Genomic DNA, 21,405 nt, shown 5'->3' on the forward strand with positions numbered 1-21,405 from the left:
GAAGGCTAATGGCTATTCCTTGGGGTGATGCAAAGATTCTTTACGCACCGCCTCTTCCTCCTCCCCGTTCTACGGGGAAAAGGTGCCAGGCAGGCGGAAGCTTCACCCGAGTGTTTCGGCAAACAGCGTGATCAGCCTTCGCCAATGCCGTTCGGCGCCGGCTTCGTTGTAGACGCTGTGGTCCGGCACACACCAGCCATGCGCCATGCCGACATAGTTCTCGATGGCGTGGTCGACTTCGGCATTGCGCAGCGCCTCCTCCAGCCGCGTCGACTGCTCAGGCGGAAAACTCCGGTCGATGCCGGCCATGCCGACATAGACCCGCGCCTTGATCGATGCCGCCTTGCGGTGCGGGCTGTCGGCGGCATCGCTGGCGAGATTGCCGCCATGGAAACTGGCGGCGGCCCTGATCCTGTCCGGGTAGGCCGCGGCGGCGTTGAGCGCCCGCGCGCCGCCCATGCAATAGCCGACAGTGCCGATCGGACCCGTAACGCCTTCGCCGGCAAGCGCATCGAGAAAGGCCTCGCCGTCGCTGATGGTCATCTCCTGCGTCGTGCCGGTGACCAGCGCCATCAGCGCTGCCTTGGTCTTTTCCTCGGTGAAGGCTGTCTTGGCGTCGAACGGACCGTAGGGCGCGTTGCGATAAAAGAGGTCAGGCACCAGCACCGCATAACCCTCGCCCGCCAAGCGCTCGGCCATGCCGTCGAGCGCCGGACGCGGACCGAAGGCGTCCTGGTAGAGAATGACGCCCGACTTGGCTGGGGACGTCTTGGCTGAGCGGAACAGACCCGCCTTCGCCACGCCATCACGTGTCTTGATCCTGAGGTCCTGCTTGGTCATTGCCTGCTCCATTTGTCAGATGCGCGATACATATCCGCGCGGCCTGCCGCGGCAAGGCATTCCCTGAGCCTGATGGTCAACATCTCGTGCAGGATCAACTGACGATTACGGATCGGCGAATGCCGCCATATGGAAGGCCTGGACATCAGGCGGATAGCGATATTCCGTGCCGTAGGGGCAGGCATTGCGGTCGAGGCAACCGCCGCTCCGGCACGGTTCGCCATTTCCACCCCGCACATGCGCCAGGCAGGCCCGGTAGGCGAAACCTGCCGTGGAATATGCATCGACCGGACAGGATTTCAGGCAAGGCTTCTCGACACAGGCATCGCAGAGATGAACTGCCTCGCCGTGCTCGGGAAGCGCGATCTCGTCCTCGAACAGCAACGCGCCGCGATAGGCATGCCAAAGCCCGTATTGCGGATGCATGAGAATGCCAAGCGGCGACGGTTTCAGTCCCTCAGCCCGAACAGCCCATTGCTGGAACGGCAGATAGGGCTTGTCCGAGGGAGAGACGGCGCGCGCGCCGAATGCCTTCGCCACATCGCCGATGACCTGCCGCGACCAGCTGTCGAGCGGATTGGCGATTGTCGGAGGCTGCGGCTCCCACCAGCGCAGGAAATGCGGCCAGGGCGCCGCACCCGCCTGCCCGACCAGCAGCGCGGACCTTGCCGGCGCGCCCGATAAGCCGAGTGGCGGCGCTTCGTCTGTTGCAAAATTGAAGCCGCCGCGAAGAACGAGACCGTGGACGGCTAGGGCCTCTTCGATGTCGCCAAAGCCCAATCGGCAACCGTCTGATTGCAGTCCAAGGGACGTCATGTTGGACATGGTCGCCCTATGAAACTCTGGAACTCCGCGACTCTCGCGCGGGGTCGTGAGGGTGGGAGCAACCCGAAATAGTATGGCTCCACGCCTTTCCCCGATCATCGACAATCGTCAGTGAGCATCTAAAGGGGTTCTCGTCACGCCTGCAGAAATCGATACCGAAGCCGCCTCTTGGCAAATCGAACTCGACTTCAATCGAAGACGCTTGGAACCTCAAATCCTTGGCTGCCGCTTGCCCTTCGATCATCGAACGATGTCGCCTTATCAGCGAAGCGAAGGCCGGCAGTGCCGCACACGACGCTTCTGACAAATCAATACGAATTTTGGATGTAGAATTCTCCCGCGCCAACGAATGAAGCAGCCCAATGCCCCAATACCCGTCAACGTCGTTGTTACGGCTGACAAGGGAGCTGACCACATCGTTCGCGCCCCCCTTGAAAGCACTCCTTCGAGCCATGTCTGCCTCCGCGCGCAATCATCCCTTCTTGTCCGGGTCGGAGAAGGCGCTCCGCCAGACTTCCTTGTGGATGATGTTGGCGACTTTAGCCCCGCCTGACTCGGGCTCCTTTCAAGTGAAGGCGTCGGGCATCGACCCCTTCTTCTTGGCGATGAACTCCTTCAGGGCTTCGTCGATGCTCGGATCGAGATGCGGCGCCTCGTAGCTTTCCAGCCAGCGGCGGGCGAGCTCATTGGCGCGCTGCGGCGCGGTCTTCTCGCCTTCGGCCAGCCACTGCTCGTAGGAATTGTTGTCGGCGATGCTGGAGCGGTAGAACGCCGTCTGGAAATTGGCCTGCGTGTGGTCGCAGCCGAGATAGTGGCTGCCCGGGCCGACCTGGCGGATGGCGTCCATCGCCTGGCCGTTCTCCGACAGGTCGACGCCTTCGGAGAATTTCTGCTGCATGCCGAGCTGGTCGATGTCCATCATGAATTTTTCATAGCAGGACGCCAGCCCGCCCTCGAGCCAGCCGGCCGAGTGCAGGACGAAGTTGGTGCCGGCCAGGATCGTCGAGTTCAGCGTGTTGGCGCTTTCATAGGCGGCTTGCGCATCCGGAACCTTGGACGCGCAGAGCGAACCGCCGGTGCGGAACGGCAGGCCGAGACGTCGTGCGAGCTGTGCCGCGCCATAGGACACCAGCGACGGCTCCGGCGTGCCGAAGGTCGGCGCGCCGGACTGCATCGAGATCGACGAGGCGAAGGTGCCGAACAGCACCGGGGCGCCCGGACGGATGAGCTGCGTGAACGATGCGCCGGCCAGCACTTCGGCCAGAACCTGCGTCAGCGTGCCGGCGACCGTCACCGGGCTCATCGCGCCGGCAAGGATGAACGGCGTGACGATGCAGGCCTGGTTGTGGCGCGAATAGACCTTCAGCGCGCCCAGCATGGTTTCGTCGAACACCATCGGCGAGTTGGCGTTGATCAGGCTGGTCAGCACCGTGTTGTTCTCGACGAAATCGTCGCCGAAGACGAGCTTGGCCATGGCGACGGTGTCCTCGGCGCGTTCCGGCGCGGTCACCGAGCCCATGAACGGCTTGTCCGAATATTTTATGTGCGAATAGATCATGTCGAGGTGGCGCTTGTTGACCGGCACGTCGACCGGCTCGCACACCGTGCCGCCCGAATGGTGGATCGACGGCGCCATATAGGCGAGTTTCACGAAATTCTGGAAATCCTCGATCGTCGCGTAGCGCCTGACACCGTTAAGGTCGCGCACGAAGGGCGGGCCATAGACCGGCGCGAAGACGGTGGCATTGCCGCCGATCTGCACCGAGCGTTCGGAATTGCGGGCGTGCTGGGTATAGACGGACGGCGCGGTCTTCAGCAGCGACCGGCAAAGCCCCTTCGGGAAATGCACGCGCTCGCCCTTGACGTCGGCGCCGGCCTCTTTCCACAGCTGCAACGCTTCGGCGTCGTCGCGGAAGATGATGCCGATCTCTTCGAGCACCGTATCGGTGTTCTTCTCGATCAGCGCGAGGCCTTCCTCGTCGAGCACCTCATAGATGTTGATCTTGCGCTTGATGTAGGTGAGTTGGGTGCCGGGTCCGCCGCCGGAACGCGCGGCGCGCCTTGCGGCCGCTCCGCCACTCGCGCCTCGCCCACGCCGCGCGTTTGACGCTTCCTGGTCGACTGCCGCGTGTTCGCTCATGATCGCTCTTCCCTGAATATGGCCTGGCCTGACGATGGCTGGTCCGTAGCCGTTGTGGCCGCATGGCGCGGCTTTCGCCGGATCGTAGCCATGCACCCTATTCGAAACGGCCCGTCCGCGCCAACGCCTGTCGCAAAATCGACAAGAAAACCAATAGATTTTCCAGTCGCTTTCCTTTTGCGGGAAGTCGCAAATCAGCTATGGATAGCCGCCCGTTGCGGGTTAGGTATGAACGCTAATATTTTGTGCCTTGCGACACAGTCGCGATGCCGTGAGGAGCTGGATAAAAATGTCCGACGACGAGATCATCCTTTCTGAACTTTCCGACGACGAGTTGGTGCAGCAGATGCACGACGACCTCTATGACGGGTTGAAGGAAGAGATCGAGGAAGGCACGCGCATCCTGCTGGAGCGCGGCTGGGCGCCCTACAAGGTGCTGACCGAGGCGCTGGTCGAAGGCATGCGCATCGTCGGCGAGGATTTCCGCGACGGCATCCTGTTCGTTCCCGAAGTGCTGCTGTCCGCCAACGCCATGAAGGCCGGCATGTTCATCCTGCGTCCGCTGCTCGCGGCCACTGGCGCCCCCAAGCAGGGCAAGATGGTGATCGGCACCGTCAAGGGCGACATCCACGACATCGGCAAGAACCTCGTCGGCATGATGATGGAAGGCGCCGGCTTCGACGTCATCGACCTCGGCATCAACAATGCGGTCGAGAAATATCTCGATGCGATCGAGCAGCATCAGCCCGACATCATCGGCATGTCGGCGCTTTTGACCACCACCATGCCCTACATGAAGGTCGTCATCGACACGATGAAGGAAAAGGGCATCCGCGACGACTATGTCGTGCTGGTCGGCGGTGCGCCGCTCAACGAGGAATTCGGCAAGGCCGTCGGCGCCGACGCCTATTGCCGCGATGCCGCTGTGGCGGTCGAAACCGCCAAGGACTTCATGAAGCGCAAGCACAATGTCCGCGCTTCGGCCTGACCCAAGGCATCAGGATAACCGACAAGAAAAGCCGCGCCTTGCAGCGCGGCTTTTTTGTACCCAGATGATGGAAGAGGCTGCCGGTCAGTTGGCGACAGTGTCCTTGACCGCCCTCGCCGTCGATTTGACATCCTTGCCGACACCCCGAATGGTGTTGGCGCAGGCGGTGAGTGCAAGTGCGCAGGCAAGGATGGCAATGGGTGCGATACGCAGCAGTTTCATGGACGGTGTCTCCCTCGACAGATAAATTAGCCCCGCAGCGAAAGCCGCTCGACTTGGTCAAGACGCAAAAAACCAAACCGAATCAAACTGACAGGCTGCTTGTCATCGCCTGCGGGATGATTGCGCGCGAGGTATTGGCCGTCAAGGAACAGCTCGGGCTCACTCACCTGGAACTGACGTGCCTGCCGGCCGAGTTTCATTTTTATCCCGACCGCATCGCGCCCGCCATGGATAGAGCGATCGAGAAGGCCAAGGCGGAGGGGTACGAGCACATCTTCGTCGGCTATGCCGATTGCGGCACCGGTGGCCTGCTCGACCGCGTCATCGAGAAGCATGGCGTCGAGCGGATGGCCGGCCCGCACTGCTTTGCCTTCTATCAAGGCATGGAGGCCTATGCGAAGGTCGCCGAAGACGACATGATGTCCTTCTATATGACGGACTTCCTGTGCCGCCAGTTCGATGCCTTCTTCATGAAGCCGCTCGGCCTCGACAAGCACCCGGAACTGATCAAGGACTATTTCGGCAACTACGAAAAGCTGGTCTATCTCGCCCAGACCGACGACCCGGAACTCGACAAGGTCGCGGAAAAGGCCGCCGCCCTGCTCGGCCTCGCCTATGAGCGGCGCGCCACCGGCTATGGCGACCTGACGGTCGAAATGGCGCAGGCAGCGAAGGTCGCCTGATCGCAATGCGCTAGGCGGCCTCCTCCTCCGCCCTCAGCGCCGCCAGAACATCGGCAAAACTCGTTCTGCAGACAAAACCCAGCCGGTCTCTCGCCCGCGACGCGTCGTACACCCGATCGATGGAGGAAAACATCGACCAGCCCTTTCGCGCATAGAGCGCCGGAAAGTCGGGGAAATAGCGCGCGACGACGGCTGGTGCATCCCTGATCAGCGCATCGCAGTCATCGGGCTGGAACGGCGTCGGCGCACAAATGATAAAAGTATCGAAACCGAGCTGCGGCGCCTTCTCCAATGCCGCGACATGGGCTTCCGCCGCGTCTTCCACTGTCAGCCGGCGGAACAGCAATTCGTTCGCCTTGGTGTTGGCGTCAGACTGTTCGATCGTATGCGCCATGTCGTCGGCTTCGGGAAAGAAACGGGCCGTGCGCAGCACGACCACCGGCAGGCCATGCTGCAGATGATAGAGGCGACAGAGATGTTCGGCCGAAAGCTTGGTGACACCATAGATGTTGCGCGGCTCGGGCGACATCGCCTCGGTCAGCCAGGCGGCCTTGCGCGCACCGCCCTTGAAGCCGTCGCGTATCGCCTGCGAGATCATCAGGGAGGTGGTCGAGGTGAAGACGAAGCGCTGCACGCCGCCCGCCACCGCCGCGTCGAGCAGGTTCAGCGTGCCTTGCACATTGGTGGCGATAAAATCGCTGTTGGTGCGGCTCTCTATATTGGGCTTGTGCAGCGCGCCGCTGTGAACGATGGCTTTGATTCGATTATCCCCGACTGCCCGCATGACCAGATCGCGATCGGCGATCGAGCCGATCATCTGCGTTTCCACCGAAGGAACAGGGTCGAGGCCAATCACCTCATGGCCAAGCGCGCGCAGGCGCGGCGCCAGCGCGCTGCCCAGCCAACCCGACGATCCCGTGAGCAAGATTCGCATGTGTCACACCATGATTTCTGACGGCGACGCTGTTAAGCACGGATGACAGACGCAATCGACCCGATAAAATCAGCCATCGGCCGGCAACGGCGCCGCTCCAGACATCAACTGCCATTTTTGCAGACTCCAGGGAGTTCCAGATGATCCTTCGTCCCTTTTTTGCCGCCATCGGCCTGCTCTGCTGCACCCTGCCCGCTCTTGCCGACGGCCAGGTGCAGAAGCTGATCACGCCCGCCGACAAGGTCCGCCTCGACAACTATGGCGAGACGCGCAAGGCGGCGCTCGCCGAGGCGAAAGCGGGCAGCCCGGCCGAGGTCAAACAGTTGGATGCCTTGCTGGCCAAGCCGCTGGTGTCGTTCTCCGACAAGGACCTGACCGGCAACTGGAAGTGCCGCACCATCAAGGCGGGCGGTTTGAGCCCGCTCGTGATCTATGGCTGGTTCAAGTGCAAGGTGACCGACGATGGTTCCGGCTGGCGGCTTGAAAAGATCAGCGGCTCGCAGCGCACCCAAGGCCGCTTTTTCGACGACAACGAGAAGCGCGCCATCTATCTCGGCTCCGGTTCTGTCAACAATGATCGGGCAAAGCCCTATGGCAGCGGCCCGCAGACCGACCAGGTCGGCTATGCCTTCCGCACCGGTGCCGGCGAATGGCGTATCGAACTTCCCGCGCCCTACTACGAATCGAAGCTCGACATCATCGAGTTCAAGCGCTGAGCGTGGTCATCAAGATTTAACCCCATTCCGGCACAAATCCGGCCAGCATGCGGCAGCCGGCCGCGTGCAAGGCAGGAAAGCGGGCTATGTCTTCACCGGTCGCAACCAGTGCGCCGATCGTCGTCGTGACCGGCGGCGGCCAGCATGTCTGGGCCATGATCAACGCAATCGCCGATCGCGTTGGCCCTGTCAGCGTCATCCTCGAAACCCCTGAATCCAAAAAGCAATTGCTGCGTGGTCGGGCTCGCCGCCAGGGTTGGGTCTCGGCCATGGGCCAGCTTGGCACGATGGTGTTGAGCAGGTTGGGCAAGCGGCTCCTGGCCAGCCATGGCGCGCGGTTGATTGCCGAGGAGAGACTTGAGGTTGAGCCGCGACCAGGCCAGGAGATCATCCGTGTAGCGTCGGCCAATGGGCCTGAGTGCCTGCAGGCGATCCAGAAGATCCAGCCAGGCGTCGTGCTGCTCAACGGTTGCCGACTGATCTCGGCCGAGATGCTGCGCAAAATGCCCTGCCCGGTGCTGAACTACCATGCCGGCATCACGCCGAAATATCGCGGCATGAATGGCGGCTATTGGGCTCTTGTCTCCGGTGATGCGCAGAATTTCGGCACGACCGTCCATCTCGTCGACGCTGGCGTCGACACTGGCGGCGTGCTGAAGCAGGCGCGCGGCAGACCGAAAAAAGGCGACACCATCTCAAGTCACGCGCTCCGCCAGACGGCGTTCTCGCGCGACATCTGCGTCGAGGCCGTCAGCGATGCACTGGCCGGAAGACTCACGACTTTCGATCCCGGCCTGCCTTCCAAACAGTGGTATCATCCGACGATCTGGTTCTACGTCTGGACCGGCCTCAGAACCGGAATCTGGTAGGGTCTCATCAGCCCGGTGTCGCACGAGGAGCGGCCACTTTTCGGCACGCCGACCCTGCCGCCGGTGCGCCCCGCGAACGAATAAACACACCTTTCATTTTACGACATTGAAATGCGTCGCTTTTGAATGCGCGCGCGTCGTCCCATAACAAGCGGGTCCATTGCGCATCCGGCAATGCTCTGAGATCGAGGAGCGAGAATTCATGGCCGATCTTATCGTCGTCTACTGGCGCGACATCCCTGCCCAGGTCATCGTCAAGAAGGGCCGGCAGAATGCCAAGCGCGAGCTGCCGTTGCGCTTCACCGAGGCTATCGACATGTGCGCCATGCGCACCGGCGCCGGCGGCACCGACGACTATCTGGCCGAATGGCGCAAGGCCGATCCGGTTCCCGTCGGCGACGATCTCGAAGCCGAGGTCGAGAAGGCTTTCCAGGACCTCGACGCGAAATATGACCGAGAGCGGCTGGTCGCTCTGGTCAAGGCGGGCGGCAAAGAAAATGTCTGAGACCCAACCAACGGTTACCCAGGCCACCCTGGTCAAGAAGGCGGCGCCGAAATCCGACTACAAGCCGGCCGACGTGTCGCCGCAGCGGCGCGTGCAGCGCTCCTTCGCGGTGAGATTGTGGTCGATCCGGCATTCGCGCCTGCTCGAATGGTTCTATTCCCGTTTCGCCGACATGTTCCTGCTCCTCCATCCCCTGTGGAAAGGCATCGGCTACGGCCGTGTCGAGGCCCCGATCAAATTCGTCGAGAAGCGCGTCAAGGGGTTCATGTTCGACTGCCGCATGTGCGGCCAGTGCATCCTGTCCTCGACCGGCATGTCATGCCCGATGAACTGCCCCAAGCAGCTGCGCAACGGCCCCTGCGGCGGCGTGCGGGCCAATGGCAATTGCGAGGTCGAGCCCGACATGCCCTGCGTCTGGGTCAAGGCCTGGGAAGGCTCGCAGAACATGGTCAACTCCGACAAGATCCTGACCGTGCAGAAGCCGGTCGACCAGTCGCTGCGCGAAACCTCCGCCTGGCTGCGGGTCACCGCGCAGGCCGCCGCCGCCCGTGAAACCGCGGCCGCGCCAAAGACCGGAGCCGCCGCATGAGCGCCCGTCAGCGCGACGAGAACCCGGCCGGCATCCATCTGCCGCTCGATCCCTTGCCCGGCCATTCGTCCCGCGGCCGGCTGGAGCGTGTGCTGCGGCGCGGTGAATTCGCCGTGACGACCGAGCTCAATCCTCCCGACAGCGCCGACCCCGAGGACGTCTACAACCGGGCCAAGATCTTCGACGGCTGGGTCGACGCCATCAATGCCGTCGATGCCTCCGGCGCCAACTGCCACATGTCCTCGGTCGGCATCTGCGCGCTGCTGACCCGCATGGGCTATGCCCCGATCATGCAGATCGCCTGTCGCGACAAGAACCGCATCGCCATCCAGGGCGACGTGCTGGGCGGTGCCGCCATGGGCGTCGCCAACATGCTGTGCCTGACCGGCGACGGCGTGCAGGCCGGCGACCAGCCCGGCGCCAAGCCGGTGTTCGACCTCGATTCCATGTCGCTGCTCGAGACCGTCCGCATCATGCGCGACAACGGCAAGTTCCTGTCCGGCCGCAAGCTGACGACGCCGCCGCAGGTCTTCCTCGGCGCTGCCGTCAACCCGTTCGCGCCGCCCTTCGATTTCCGCCCGATCCACCTCGGCAAGAAGATCGCCGCCGGCGCGCAGTTCGTGCAGACGCAGTATTGTTTCGACGTGCCGATGTTCAGGACCTTCATGCAGAAGGCGCGCGATCTCGGCCACACCGAAAAAGTGTTCGTCCTGTGTGGCGTCGGCCCCCTCGCCTCGGCCAAGACCGCCAAGTGGATCCGCTCCAACGTGCCGGGCATCCACATCCCGGATGCCGTCATCAAGCGGCTGGAAGGCGCGCAGGACCAGAAGAAGGAAGGCAAGCAGCTCTGCATCGACATCATCAACGAGGTGAAGGAAATCCCCGGCATCTCGGGCATCCATGTGATGGCCTACCGCCAGGAGGAATATGTCGCCGAGATCGTCGATGAATCGGGCGTGCTCAAGGGCCGCCAGCCCTGGAAGCGCGAAATCCGTCGCGACGACCAGATGGTTGCCGACCGGCTCGACCACATCCTGCACGACGAGATTACCGAAACCCAGGTGGATATGGTGAAGACCGCGCATTGATCCGCGCGGGGGACCACCATTCGCTTGATCGAAAAGAGATAACGATATAAAGAACTCTTTATATCACGACGGAGAGATTTCATGACCCGGACCATCGTTGCCTCGGCGACACGAGAAATCATCATCGGCTTCGACCAGCCCTTCTGCGTGATTGGCGAGCGCATCAACCCGACCGGCCGCAAAAAGCTCGCCGCCGAGATGGTCGCCGGCAATTTCGAGACCGTCATCAAGGACGCGCTGGAACAGGCCGCCTGCGGCGCCACCATGCTCGACGTCAATGCCGGCGTCACCGCCGTCGACCCCAACGCCACCGAGCCGGCGCTGCTGGTGCAGACGCTGGAGATCGTCCAGGGTCTCGTCGACCTGCCACTGTCGATCGACAGCTCGGTCACCGCCGCGATCGAGGCGGCACTCAAGGTCGCCAAGGGCCGCCCGCTGGTCAATTCCGTCACCGGCGAGGAAGAAAAGCTCGAAGCCATCCTGCCGCTGATCAAGAAATACAACGTCCCGGTCGTCGCCATTTCCAATGACGAGACCGGCATTTCGATGGATCCGGACGTGCGCTTCGCCGTCGCCAAGAAGATCGTCCAGCGCTGCGCCGATTTCGGCATTCCCGCGCACGACGTCGTCGTCGACCCGCTGGTCATGCCGATCGGCGCGCTCGGCGATGCCGGTCGCCAGGTGTTCGCGCTGCTGCGTCGGCTCCGCGAAGAGCTCAAGGTCAACACAACCTGCGGCCTGTCCAACATCTCCTTCGGCCTGCCGCATCGCCATGGCATCAACGCCGCCTTCATCCCGATGGTGATCGGCGCCGGCATGACATCAGCCATCATGAACCCGGTGCGTCCGCAGGAAATGGAAGCCGTGCGCGGCGCCAATGTGCTCAACGGCACCGACGAGAACTGCACCAACTGGATCAGGACCTACAAGGATTACAAGCCGGCCGAAGGCGGCCATGCGGTCGCGGCGCCGACGCAGGTCAATGCGCCAGGCGATGGCGCTGCAAACGGTGGCCGCCGTCGCGGCGGCCGCGAAGCCCGCATGGGTCGGGGGTAAGCGCGCAATCGTGAACCGGACTGCAAACCACGCTGGACCGATCGCATCATCGATGCGGTCGGACGCGTCTGCGTTGCGGTCAGGCGATGCCCAATATGGCGTCGAACAACGCCATTCCCGCCCACGAGCCGAATATGCCCGTCACGCCGCCTATGACGAAGTCATCGTCATAGGCGGGCCACAGCCCGTGCAGCAGCAGCACCGCGACAATCGCGCCGAGAATTCCGGTGGCCAGATATTGCGGATTGCGCAGCCACGGGCCCTTCAGCACCCGCACCATGGTAAAAGCGGTGAATATGCTGGACAGCAGGAGATCGGACATGATTGGCCTCTGGACCATCAGACACTCCGCCCAATAGTGAAACGATCCGTTAAACGGTATCGACAATCCCTTCCGAGACACGTGTACGCATGAACTCGCCTGCCAACATTACCGATCCACTCGTGCTGTTCATGCCGTCGGGCAAGCGCGGGCGGTTTCCCGTCGGCACGCCGGTGCTCGATGCCGCGCGCCAGCTCGGCGTTTATGTCGAGAGCGTGTGCGGCGGCCGCGCCACGTGCGGGCGCTGCCAGATCGAGGTGCAGGAAGGCAATTTCGCCAAGCACAAGATTGTGTCCTCCAACGACCACATCTCGCCCAAAGGACCTAAGGAAGAGCGCTACGAGCGTGTGCGCGGCCTGCCTGAGCGGCGTCGCCTCTCCTGCTCGGCGCAGATCCTCGGCGACCTCGTCATCGACGTGCCGCAGGACACGGTCATCAACGCGCAGACCATCCGCAAGGATGCGGATACCAGGGTGATCGCCCGCGATACGGCGATCCGCATGTGCTATGTCGAGATAGAAGAGCCCGACATGCACAAGCCGCTCGGCGATCTCGACCGGCTCAAGATCGCCCTGATGAAGGATTGGGGCTTCAAAAACCTCGAATTCGACTTCTACCTGATGCCGCAGGTGCAAGGCATATTGCGCAAGGGCAATTGGACCGCGACCGCAGCCATCCACAAGGATGCCGAGAGCGACATCGCGCGCGTGATCGCGCTGTGGCCGGGCCTCAAGAACGAGGCCTATGGGCTGGCCTGCGACATCGGCTCGACCACCATTGCCATGCATCTGGTGTCGCTGCTGTCGGGCCGCGTCGCCGCTTCGTCCGGCACCTCGAACCCGCAGATCCGCTTCGGCGAGGACCTGATGAGCCGCGTCTCCTATGTGATGATGAACCCGGACGGCCGCGAAGGCATGACGGTGGCCGTGCGCGAGGCGATCTCCAGCCTTGTCGACAAGGTCTGCGCGGAGGGCAATGTCCAGCGCAACGACATCCTGGATTCCGTCTTCGTCGGCAATCCGATCATGCACCATCTGTTCCTCGGCATCGATCCGACCGAACTCGGCGGCGCCCCCTTCGCCCTTGCCGTCTCGGGCGCGGTGCGTATCAAGGCCTCCGACATCGGCCTCAAGCTCAACCAGGGTGCGCGCCTCTATATGCTGCCTTGCATCGCCGGCCATGTCGGCGCCGACGCGGCGGCGGTGACGCTGTCGGAAGGCCCGCATCGCCAGGACGAGATGATGCTGATCGTCGACGTCGGCACCAATGCCGAGATCGTGCTCGGCAATCGTGCGCGGGTCGTGGCGGCCTCCTCGCCGACCGGTCCGGCTTTCGAGGGCGCCGAAATCTCCGGCGGCCAGCGTGCCGCCCCCGGCGCCATCGAGCGCGTGCGCATCGACCCCGACACGCTGGAACCAAAATACCGCGTCATCGGCTCGGAACTGTGGTCCGACGAACCGGGCTTCCTGGAAAGCGTGCAGGCGACCGGCGTCACCGGCATCTGCGGCTCTGGCATCATCGAGATCGTGGCGGAGATGTATCTCGCCGGCATCATCTCGGAGGACGGCGTCGTCGACGGATCGCTGGCCGCGCGCTCTCCGCGCGTCACCGCCAATGGCCGCACCTTCTCCTATGTGCTGAAGGAAGGCGAACCGAAGATCACCATCACCCAGACCGACGTGCGCGCCATCCAGCTCGCCAAGGCAGCACTCTATGCCGGCACCAAGCTGTTGATGGAAAAGCAGAACACCGAGCATGTCGACCGCATCCACTTCGCCGGCGCTTTCGGCTCCTTCATCGATCCGAAATACGCCATGGTGCTGGGGCTGATCCCCGATTGCGACCTCGACAAGGTCTCGGCCGTCGGCAACGCCGCGGGTGCTGGCGCACGCATGGCGCTCTTGAACCGCGGCTATCGCCGTGAGATCGAGGAGACGGTGAGCCAGATCGAGAAGATCGAGACCGCGCTGGAACCGAAATTCCAGGAGCACTTCGTCTACGCCATGGCGCTGCCCAACAAGGTCGACCCGTTCCCGAAACTGTCGGCGGCGGTGAAACTGCCGCCGCGCAAGACGGTCAGCGAGGACGGCATCGCCGGTGACGCCACCCCGCGCCGGCGCTCGCGCGAAGGCCACGCGGCAAGGCGCGGCCGCGAATAGACGCGACCTTCACGGGCCGCCTCAAACCTCAAACTCATTTGCACGCAAATGTTTCCGGATCGAACCGATCCGGAAACCGAAACGCTGTTTTCGCGAAATCCATCCGATACATGGCAGGCGCATTTACCCCGCATCGAACGGCGGCCGAAGATAATCCTCGGTCGTCGCCGTTCTTCAAGGGAGATGAAAATGTCGATGTTCGGAAATCTCGGCCGCTTCGGTGTGACCATCAGGCAGAACCATGCCAGGAACAAGGCGATCCGCGCGCTGAACAGCCTGCCGGCGCATGTCCAGAAGGACATTGGCTGGCCGGCATCGCCGCCCAGCGACCCGCAGGCCGCGCTTACGTCGCTGCTCCTGGGCACCGCGCGCTGATGACATTCGCCGACAAATGCAAATTGCTCGGCAGGCGCCGGGGATCTCGGAAATCCCCGGCTGACACCAGCAACCGGCTGCGCACGGCCCTTTTGCCGCGCCGCTGACGTCAGCGGCGCGGATCACACCGCCGTGCGGGCAGAGCGCAAAACTTGACATTTCGGGCCAGCGTACGATCTTCGGAGATAGTGGAGGTTTCTCTTAGTCGGCTGCAGCCGAAGTTCGTGTATCCGCATGCCAAGTTTGAAAAGCCACCTCGTGTCCTTCGTGCTCAGGTACAGCCGCAAGAAGGCGTTTGCCAGCCCGGAAAACCTGCAGCGCTGGATCGCGGCCGCGCGCAAGACCGAGGATCACCATCCACCGGCTTCGCTGCATCAGCGCTTCGACATCCAGACACGGATCGTCGATGGTTTTCCGGTCTACGAAGTCGCACCAAGAGCAGGCGAGCAGAAGCGGATTCTCTATTTGCACGGCGGCGCCTATGTCTTTGAAATCACGCCCTATCACTGGCACCTGATTGCCGAAATGGCCGACCGGCTGGGCTATGGCATCACCGTGCCGATCTATCCCATCGCCCCGGAACACGATTTCCACGCCATGTTCGGCATGGTCGGCGACGTCTATCGCCAGATGCTCGACGAGACGGAGGCGGAAGACATCGTCTTCATGGGCGATTCCGCCGGCGGAAACATGGCCGTGGTGCTGACCATGATGGCCGCGGAAGAAGGCTTGCCCCTGCCCTCGCGCCACGTGCTGATCTCACCCGGCCTCGACATGTCGCTTTCCAACCCCGACCTGTTCGAGGCCGAGCGCAACGACCCCTGGCTCGGTATCTCGGGCGGCCTCGAAGCGATCCGGATGTACAGCGCCGGCATCGATCGCAGCGACTGGCACATCAGCCCGATCTATGGCGACCTGTCGGTGCTGCCGAAAACGCTGCTTTTGACCGGCTCGCGCGATCTTCTCACCCCCGACAATCTGATCTTCGCGCAAAAGGCGCGCGCCGCCGGCGTCGAGATCGATGTCGTCCACGAGGAAGGTATGTTCCACGCCTGGCCGCTGATCGACATGCCGGAATCGCGTCGCGCCCGCCAGCACATCATTATGTTCCTCGGCGAGAACCGCTCACCGGTCAGGCAAGACGGGCCAGTCAGGCAAGACGGGAATACGAGGTTTCAAGCGCCCTCCGCCGAGGCGGCGGAATAGCGCTTTCGATCCGGTGACGGATCAGAACTTGCCGGTTTCCCGGAACACTTCGAAAGTCGCGCGGATGTGGTCGGCGACGGCCTTGACGGGCGCGCTGGCGTCCGGCGCCACCACCATGGCAAGATTGTAGGTGCCGATATCGGGCATGCCGTCCTTCGGGCAGAGTTCGACCATGTCGTTACCGAGGAATGATCGCGGCAGCGGCGCGACCGCGAGGTCGGCCATGATCGCGGCACGCTGGCCTGCCGTATGCGCGCTCATATAGGCGACGCGGTAGTTGCGACCCTCGCGTCCCAGCGCTTCGAGCGCACCGGCCCGCCAGGCGCAGCCCTCCTCCCACAATGACACCGGCAAGGGTTCGCGCAGATGCGCGCAACCGCCCTTGGCACCGGCCCACACGATCGGTTCGGTCAAAAGCACCTCGGCGCCGAGCGCGCTGGTCTTGTAGGAGTTGGTCAAAAGCGTGATGTCGAGCGCGCGGTCGTCCATGCGCCGGCGCAGATTGCTGCTCTGGTCGATGGTGACGTCGACGGCTATCGAGGGGTGCGACTGCGCGAAACGCTTCAGCACATGCGGCAGCACGCGCTCGCCGTAATCATCCGGCGAACCGAGCCGCACCACCCCGACGATCTCGGGAATAATGAACTTTGACACGACCTCGCGGTTGATCGACAACAGCCGGCGGGCATAGCCGAGCAGCATCTCGCCATCCGTCGTCAGCGACACGGAACGCGCATCGCGCGCGAACACCGAACGGCCGAGAATGTCCTCCAGCTTCTTGATCTGCATGGAGACCGCGGACGGTGTGCGGAAGACGGCGTTGGCGGCGGTGGTGAAGCTGCCGGTCTCGGCAATTGCCACGAAAGTGCGCAAAACGTCGAGATCGAGCAGTGGCAGCGGATGATTGAGCGGGGCGTTCATGGGAAGCGACCTTCAATTTTTCTGATACAAAGCATCATTCCATTTCGTTTGATTGAACACCGGATGAGGAGGATAGTCAACTCCATCGATTGAGGTTGCTGCCACAAGCAGCCACGAAACGACCATGACACAGACCTGCAATCGACATGAAATGGGGTTGAAACACGCCGCGTGTAAGACCCCGCCCATCGAAGGTCGGAATGGCCCCGGCCGATCATCAAAGGAGAATGAAATGTCTATCCTGTCGTCCCTCGGTCGCATCGCGACTGAATTCAGCGCGGCACGCGCCCGTTACCAGACCGAACGCGCCATCCGCTCCCTGCCGATCGAACTGCAGAAGGATATAGGCTGGCCTGAGGCTTCCGACACCAAGACCGGCACTCGCAACGGCGTTGGATCCTGGGCTGGAGCAAAGTAGATCGTGTGTACCAAATGCTGAAGGCCTGCCGCGCGCACCCAGCCCGGCAGGCCTTCTCTATTTTATTTGCGTTCAAATGAGTTTTGAAGCCATGCCGCCAACGCATGGCGCATATGAGCAAGCCGCATAGCAGCCCTGATTTCGATTTAATGCCTTGTAAACAATCACAAATTTCAAGCAGTTTGCCCAAATTTGTCGCATTTGGTGTCGCATTTCATATCAAGCGCTTCGTTTTTGCGATTTAGTTTCACGAAGCACAAGCCTATATCAGCGCCAGCAAACGAGCTGCCCCACTCCATCAAGCGAAGGCGACCCGTCTGAGCAACCGATAGGAGATGATGATGAAGCTTTTTGCCCGCCTCTTTACCCGCCGCGAAATGAACCTGACCACCGCTCTCGAGCGTCAGCGCCTTGCCAACACGATGCCCGGCCAGACCGGTGCGATGGCCGCGGCTCGCCTCGGCTTCGTCGCCTGAGCATTTTTCCAGAGCAGCGTCTCCCTGCCGCCGCTTCAAGACTGTAACGCCGCCTGGCTCTGGCCACGGCGGCGTTTTTGTTTTGCCTTTGCGCATTTTGCCTGTCGCGTGGACAGGTGATGCCGCCCGCCGTTGCATTACCGCACGGCAATTGCCCATTTGCGACCCATGTCGCAAATTTTGTCTCACTGAGGCAGCGTAGCCGATTGACAGCCAAGGTTTTTCCTGATGTCGCTATGCTATTCGCGACATCCTGTTCGCGTCATGGCCAGGTGAGGTTCCCGTGAACGCCATCAAGCATCCGATCAAGCGATCGTTTGTGTTCTTCCTTATCCCCGATTTCACCATGATCGCTTTTGCGACCGCGCTAGACCCACTACGCTCCGCCAACCGCATGCTCGGCTACGAGGCCTATCGCTGGCGCCTCGCCAGCATCGACGGCAAGCCGGTGCGCGCATCGAACGGCGTCGAATGCGCGGTCAACACCTCGCTGGAGGAAGAGCGCAAGAAGATGGCGGGCCCAGACCGCCCCAACATGGCCATCGTCTGCAGCGGCATCAATGTCGAGCGTTACCAGAACAAGTCAGCCTTCGCCTGGCTGCGCGAGGAGTATAATCGTGGCGTCGCCGTCGGCGGCCTGTGCACCGGCGCGCACATCCTTGCCGCCGCCGGCCTCTTGTCCAACAAGCGCTGCGCCATCCATTGGGAGAACCTGCCGGGCTTTTCCGAGGCGTTCCCGAAGGCCAATGTCTTTGCCGACCTCTTCGAGGTCGACCAGAACATCTATACCTGCGCCGGCGGCACCGCCGCGCTCGACATGATGCTGAAGCTGATCGGCGACGATTTCGACGAGGGCCTCGTCAACCGGGTCTGCGAACAGGTGCTTACCGATCGCGTGCGCAGCCCGACCGACCGCCAGCGCCTGCCGCTGCGCGCCCGACTTGGCGTACAGAACTCGAAAGTGCTGACCATTATCGAGTTGATGGAAGGCAATCTGTCCGAGCCGCTGTCGCTGATCGAGATCGCCGACCATGTGGACCTGTCGCGTCGCCAGATCGAGCGCCTGTTCCGCACCGAGATGGGTCGTTCCCCTGCCCGCTACTATCTGGAAATCCGCCTCGACCGCGCCCGGCATCTGCTGATCCAGTCCTCGATGCCGGTGGTCGAAGTCGCGGTCGCCTGCGGCTTCGTCTCGGCCTCGCATTTCTCCAAATGCTACCGCGAGCTCTATGCCCGCTCGCCACAGCAGGAGCGCGTCGACCGCAAGCAGTTGCTGGCGGCCTGATCGTCGGATCAGGCCTCGGCCGGCCGCGCCTGTGCCGTGCGCATCGCCTCGACACGGATGTCCTCGGTCAGCCGCGCTTTCAGCGCCGAGAATTCCGGGCTGGTCTTCAGCGTGTAGTGGCGCGGATGCGGCAGGTCGATGGCGACATCCGACTTGATGCTGCCGGGCCGCGCCGTCATCACGATGACGCGCGAGGCCATGAAGATCGCCTCCTCTATATCGTGGGTGACGAACAGCACGGTCTTCTTGCGCCGCTCCCAGATGCCGAGCAGCAGCTCCTGCATTAGCCCGCGTGTCTGGTTGTCGAGCGCGCCGAACGGTTCGTCCAGCAACAGGATCTCCGGATCGTTGGCCAGTGCCCGGGCGATCGCCGTGCGCTGCTGCATGCCGCCGGACAGCTGCTTCGGCCAATGGTTCTCGAACCCTTTCAGCCCGACCAGATCGACATAGGAGGCGACGATGTCGTCCAGTTCCTTTGGCGCCATGCCGCGTTCGCGCAGGCCGAAGGCGATGTTTTCGGCCACCGTTAGCCAAGGGAACAGCGTGTAGGACTGGAAGACCATGCCGCGATCCGGCCCTGGCCGGGTCACCGCTTTGCCGTCGAGCAGCACGCGGCCTTCGCTCGGCGCCTCGAGACCGGCGACGATCCTGAGCAGCGTCGACTTTCCGCAGCCGGACGGCCCCAGGATGGTGATGAAGTCGTTGGCGGCGACCGCCAGGTCGATCGGCATCAGCGCCTTGACCGGCAGTCCGCCGCGCACGCCGGCAAAGGTGCGCGAGACGCCCTCGATGAGAAGCTTGCTCACGCCAGGCTCCATGGAAAGAGCAAGCGGTTGAGCGCCTTGAAGGCGAAATCGGATAACAGCCCGATCAGCCCGATGACGATGATGCCGAAGATGATCTGCCCGGTCGCCAGCCGCGACTGGCTGTTGATGATCATGTAGCCGATGCCGGAGGACGAGCCGATCAGCTCGGCGACGATGACATAGGTCCAGGCCCAGCCGAGTACCAGGCGCAGCGTCTCGGCGATTTCGGGCGCATTGGCCGGCATGATCACCCGTTTGACGATGCCGTTGTTGGTCGAGCCCAGCGTATAGGCGGCCTCGACCAGATCGCGCCGCGTCGAGCCGACCTTGACGGCGACGATCAGGATGATCTGGAAAACCGAGCCGACGAAGATGACCAGCAGTTTTTCCAGTTCGCCAATGCCGGCCCACAGGATGAGCAGCGGAATGAAGGCCGAGGCCGGCAGATAGCGGGCGAAGGAGACGAAGGGTTCCAGGAATGCTTCCACCGGTTTCCAGGCGCCCATGGCAATGCCGATCGGCACGGCGACGACCGAGGCCATCACGAAGCCGCCGAAGACGCGCCAGATGGTGATCAATATATCGAGCCAGAAACGGTCCTCGACCAGCAGGCGCCAGCCATCCCTGAGCATCGACAGTGGATCGGCGAGGAAGATGCGGTTGACGTGGCCGCCAAGCGTGATCCAGGCCCAGAAGGCAATAAACAGCACGAAAAAGGAAATGCCGAGCACGGTTCGCAGGCCAGGCGAGACTGGATGCAAGGGGCGCATCTTCACATCGTCCCCATCAAATGGTCATGTGTTCAGGAGAGAGGCGGCGTCAGGCGTCGCCTCGGGATGGCAAAGCCCGGACGGTCAGTTGGCCACCGCACTGGTGTCGGCCAGCGTGGCGACGTCGGGCGCTTCCTTGATCAGCCCCATCTGCAGCAGCAGGTCGCCGGCTGTCTTGGAAAAATCCTGGAATTCCTTCGTGAAGAACTGCTTGTTCTCGGCCTTGTCGGCCCATTTCAGGTACTTCGCCGAATCCTCGAATTCCTTGGCCGACTGCTTCACGTCGGCGCCCATGATCTCGTAGGATTTCTGCGGATCCTTCTTGATCAGATCGAGCGCCTCGAAATAGCTATCGGCAAGCGCCTTGGCGGCGTCGGGATTGGCCTTGAGGAATTCGGGCGTGCAGCCGACCGTGTCGAGCACCATCGGATAGTCGAGCGTGGTCGCCAGTATGTGGCCCTGGTCGGCCTTGTCGCGCACGGCCGAGATGAACGGCTCATAGGTGACCGCTGCATCGTTCTGGCCGGCGAGGAAGGCCTGCGCCGCCGCGTCCGGCTCCAGATTGACGACGGTCACGTCCTTGGTCGACATGCCGTTCTTGTTCAGCACCCAGGCGAGCAGGAAATAGGGCGACGTGCCCGGGGCCGAGGAGGCGACGTTCTTGCCCTTGAGATCGGCGACCGTCTTGATGTCGTTGCGCACGACGATTCCGTCGGCGCCATAGGATTTGTCGAGCTGGAAGATCTGCTTGGTGGTCACCCCGCTGGCGTTCCACACCAGCCAGGTCTCGACCGTGGTGGCGGCGCATTGCAGGTCGCCGCTGGCGATGGCGAGCGGACGACTGGCCTGCGGCACCTTCTTCAAGGTCACGTCGAGGCCGTGCTTCTCGAAGAGCCCTGCCTGCTTGGCAAGGGTCAGCGGTGCGAAGCCGGTCCAGCCGCTGATTCCGATGGTGACCGATGTGGCGGCCATCACCGGCGCGGACAGACCGGCGGCAAGCGTCAAAGTCGCGGCGAAAACGGCGATCCTGTTCATGTCGGTTCCCCTTTTGTTTCTCTGGGCGAAATTGTTCACAGACGCCTGTCGGCTTGTCAATCAACAGGAACGTGTTCGGCCGCTGCCAGCAGGCTCGCCTCACCGCCCGCGCTGGGCAGGATTGAAAGCCTGCCCCATGGACAGTCGCCAGCAACGGCCCCGGCCGATGAAATGCGA

The 21,405-nt window shown here is 62.6% G+C and carries 24 protein-coding genes; 13 read left to right on the forward strand and 11 right to left on the reverse strand.

Annotation, left to right across the window (positions count from 1 at the left end):
• Positions 1 to 102: 102 nt before the first annotated feature.
• From QQK95_RS14640 to QQK95_RS14650, 3 genes are all read right to left on the reverse strand, one after another.
• Positions 103 to 840 (reverse strand): dienelactone hydrolase family protein, encoded by a 738-nt coding sequence (locus tag QQK95_RS14640; RefSeq protein WP_284273630.1) that lies wholly within the window; start codon positions 838 to 840, stop codon positions 103 to 105.
• A gap of 105 nt (positions 841 to 945) precedes the next feature.
• Positions 946 to 1,656, reverse strand: a complete 711-nt coding sequence (locus QQK95_RS14645; protein ID WP_284273631.1) for a hypothetical protein — start codon at positions 1,654 to 1,656, stop codon at positions 946 to 948.
• 574 nt (positions 1,657 to 2,230) lie between these two features.
• Complete coding sequence (locus tag QQK95_RS14650) at positions 2,231 to 3,805, reverse strand: trimethylamine methyltransferase family protein (RefSeq protein WP_284273632.1); 1,575 nt, start codon at positions 3,803 to 3,805, stop codon at positions 2,231 to 2,233.
• 289 nt (positions 3,806 to 4,094) lie between these two features.
• Between QQK95_RS14650 and QQK95_RS14655 the strand changes: the two genes are divergently transcribed.
• Complete coding sequence (locus QQK95_RS14655; protein ID WP_032930649.1) at positions 4,095 to 4,793, forward strand: corrinoid protein; 699 nt, start codon at positions 4,095 to 4,097, stop codon at positions 4,791 to 4,793.
• 84 nt (positions 4,794 to 4,877) lie between these two features.
• On the opposite strand, the gene QQK95_RS14660 is transcribed toward QQK95_RS14655, so the two are convergent.
• Positions 4,878 to 5,015: an entericidin A/B family lipoprotein gene (locus tag QQK95_RS14660; RefSeq protein ID WP_019858698.1), complete on the reverse strand. Its 138-nt coding sequence runs from the start codon at positions 5,013 to 5,015 to the stop codon at positions 4,878 to 4,880.
• A 53-nt stretch (positions 5,016 to 5,068) separates the two neighbouring features.
• Here QQK95_RS14660 and QQK95_RS14665 point away from each other — a divergent pair, with 53 nt between their 5' ends.
• A complete protein-coding gene (locus tag QQK95_RS14665; protein WP_284273687.1) occupies positions 5,069 to 5,698 on the forward strand; it encodes a DUF1638 domain-containing protein in 630 nt (209 codons plus the stop codon).
• A gap of 10 nt (positions 5,699 to 5,708) precedes the next feature.
• On the opposite strand, the gene QQK95_RS14670 is transcribed toward QQK95_RS14665, so the two are convergent.
• A complete protein-coding gene (locus tag QQK95_RS14670) occupies positions 5,709 to 6,632 on the reverse strand; it encodes an NAD-dependent epimerase/dehydratase family protein (RefSeq protein WP_284273688.1) in 924 nt (307 codons plus the stop codon).
• A gap of 140 nt (positions 6,633 to 6,772) precedes the next feature.
• Between QQK95_RS14670 and QQK95_RS14675 the strand changes: the two genes are divergently transcribed.
• The 6 genes from QQK95_RS14675 to QQK95_RS14700 all read left to right on the forward strand — a co-directional run bounded on the left by QQK95_RS14675 (position 6,773) and on the right by QQK95_RS14700 (position 11,455).
• Entirely contained in the window at positions 6,773 to 7,348 is a 576-nt protein-coding gene (locus QQK95_RS14675; protein WP_284273690.1) for a DUF4893 domain-containing protein, read from the forward strand.
• Positions 7,349 to 7,434: 86 nt separating this feature from the next.
• The gene (locus QQK95_RS14680) at positions 7,435 to 8,217 is read left to right on the forward strand and encodes a formyl transferase (protein ID WP_284273692.1); all 783 of its coding nucleotides are present in this window, start codon (positions 7,435 to 7,437) and stop codon (positions 8,215 to 8,217) included.
• 202 nt (positions 8,218 to 8,419) lie between these two features.
• Positions 8,420 to 8,722, forward strand: coding sequence for a virulence factor (locus QQK95_RS14685; protein ID WP_095199797.1), 303 nt, complete (start codon positions 8,420 to 8,422; stop codon positions 8,720 to 8,722).
• Positions 8,715 to 9,311, forward strand: coding sequence for a methylenetetrahydrofolate reductase C-terminal domain-containing protein (locus QQK95_RS14690; protein ID WP_284273697.1), 597 nt, complete (start codon positions 8,715 to 8,717; stop codon positions 9,309 to 9,311). The genes QQK95_RS14685 and QQK95_RS14690 overlap by 8 nt, the downstream gene beginning before the upstream one ends.
• Positions 9,308 to 10,399, forward strand: a complete 1,092-nt coding sequence (locus tag QQK95_RS14695) for a methylenetetrahydrofolate reductase (RefSeq protein WP_284273698.1) — start codon at positions 9,308 to 9,310, stop codon at positions 10,397 to 10,399. Before QQK95_RS14690 ends, QQK95_RS14695 begins: the two co-directional genes overlap by 4 nt.
• An 81-nt stretch (positions 10,400 to 10,480) precedes the next feature.
• A complete protein-coding gene (locus QQK95_RS14700; protein WP_010910015.1) occupies positions 10,481 to 11,455 on the forward strand; it encodes a methyltetrahydrofolate cobalamin methyltransferase in 975 nt (324 codons plus the stop codon).
• 79 nt (positions 11,456 to 11,534) lie between these two features.
• On the opposite strand, the gene QQK95_RS14705 is transcribed toward QQK95_RS14700, so the two are convergent.
• Positions 11,535 to 11,795: a hypothetical protein gene (locus QQK95_RS14705; protein ID WP_199642442.1), complete on the reverse strand. Its 261-nt coding sequence runs from the start codon at positions 11,793 to 11,795 to the stop codon at positions 11,535 to 11,537.
• A 71-nt stretch (positions 11,796 to 11,866) separates the two neighbouring features.
• On the opposite strand from QQK95_RS14705, the gene QQK95_RS14710 reads away from it, so the two are divergent.
• The 3 genes from QQK95_RS14710 to QQK95_RS14720 all read left to right on the forward strand — a co-directional run bounded on the left by QQK95_RS14710 (position 11,867) and on the right by QQK95_RS14720 (position 15,517).
• A complete protein-coding gene (locus QQK95_RS14710; protein ID WP_284273702.1) occupies positions 11,867 to 13,936 on the forward strand; it encodes an ASKHA domain-containing protein in 2,070 nt (689 codons plus the stop codon).
• 189 nt (positions 13,937 to 14,125) lie between these two features.
• Entirely contained in the window at positions 14,126 to 14,311 is a 186-nt protein-coding gene (locus QQK95_RS14715; protein WP_284273704.1) for a hypothetical protein, read from the forward strand.
• A 234-nt stretch (positions 14,312 to 14,545) separates the two neighbouring features.
• Positions 14,546 to 15,517, forward strand: a complete 972-nt coding sequence (locus QQK95_RS14720; RefSeq protein WP_284273705.1) for an alpha/beta hydrolase — start codon at positions 14,546 to 14,548, stop codon at positions 15,515 to 15,517.
• A 21-nt stretch (positions 15,518 to 15,538) separates the two neighbouring features.
• Here the strand turns inward: QQK95_RS14720 and QQK95_RS14725 are convergent, their stop codons facing one another.
• Complete coding sequence (locus QQK95_RS14725) at positions 15,539 to 16,438, reverse strand: LysR substrate-binding domain-containing protein (protein WP_010910020.1); 900 nt, start codon at positions 16,436 to 16,438, stop codon at positions 15,539 to 15,541.
• Positions 16,439 to 16,670: 232 nt separating this feature from the next.
• Here QQK95_RS14725 and QQK95_RS14730 point away from each other — a divergent pair, with 232 nt between their 5' ends.
• Positions 16,671 to 16,856 (forward strand): hypothetical protein, encoded by a 186-nt coding sequence (locus QQK95_RS14730; protein ID WP_032930657.1) that lies wholly within the window; start codon positions 16,671 to 16,673, stop codon positions 16,854 to 16,856.
• 173 nt (positions 16,857 to 17,029) lie between these two features.
• Here the strand turns inward: QQK95_RS14730 and QQK95_RS14735 are convergent, their stop codons facing one another.
• Positions 17,030 to 17,428, reverse strand: coding sequence for a hypothetical protein (locus QQK95_RS14735; RefSeq protein WP_284273710.1), 399 nt, complete (start codon positions 17,426 to 17,428; stop codon positions 17,030 to 17,032).
• A 250-nt stretch (positions 17,429 to 17,678) separates the two neighbouring features.
• On the opposite strand from QQK95_RS14735, the gene QQK95_RS14740 reads away from it, so the two are divergent.
• Positions 17,679 to 18,617, forward strand: coding sequence for a GlxA family transcriptional regulator (locus QQK95_RS14740; protein ID WP_407660618.1), 939 nt, complete (start codon positions 17,679 to 17,681; stop codon positions 18,615 to 18,617).
• 8 nt (positions 18,618 to 18,625) lie between these two features.
• Here the strand turns inward: QQK95_RS14740 and QQK95_RS14745 are convergent, their stop codons facing one another.
• From QQK95_RS14745 to QQK95_RS14755, 3 genes are all read right to left on the reverse strand, one after another.
• Positions 18,626 to 19,423: an ABC transporter ATP-binding protein gene (locus QQK95_RS14745; RefSeq protein ID WP_284273714.1), complete on the reverse strand. Its 798-nt coding sequence runs from the start codon at positions 19,421 to 19,423 to the stop codon at positions 18,626 to 18,628.
• Positions 19,420 to 20,193 (reverse strand): ABC transporter permease, encoded by a 774-nt coding sequence (locus QQK95_RS14750; protein ID WP_284273716.1) that lies wholly within the window; start codon positions 20,191 to 20,193, stop codon positions 19,420 to 19,422. The genes QQK95_RS14745 and QQK95_RS14750 overlap by 4 nt, the downstream gene beginning before the upstream one ends.
• 84 nt (positions 20,194 to 20,277) lie before the next feature.
• Positions 20,278 to 21,228, reverse strand: a complete 951-nt coding sequence (locus tag QQK95_RS14755) for an ABC transporter substrate-binding protein (RefSeq protein ID WP_284273718.1) — start codon at positions 21,226 to 21,228, stop codon at positions 20,278 to 20,280.
• Positions 21,229 to 21,405: the final 177 nt, after the last annotated feature.

Origin of the sequence: Mesorhizobium huakuii, from assembly GCF_030160235.1 — a bacterium.
In the GTDB taxonomy this organism is placed as follows: Bacteria; Pseudomonadota; Alphaproteobacteria; order Rhizobiales; family Rhizobiaceae; genus Mesorhizobium; species Mesorhizobium huakuii.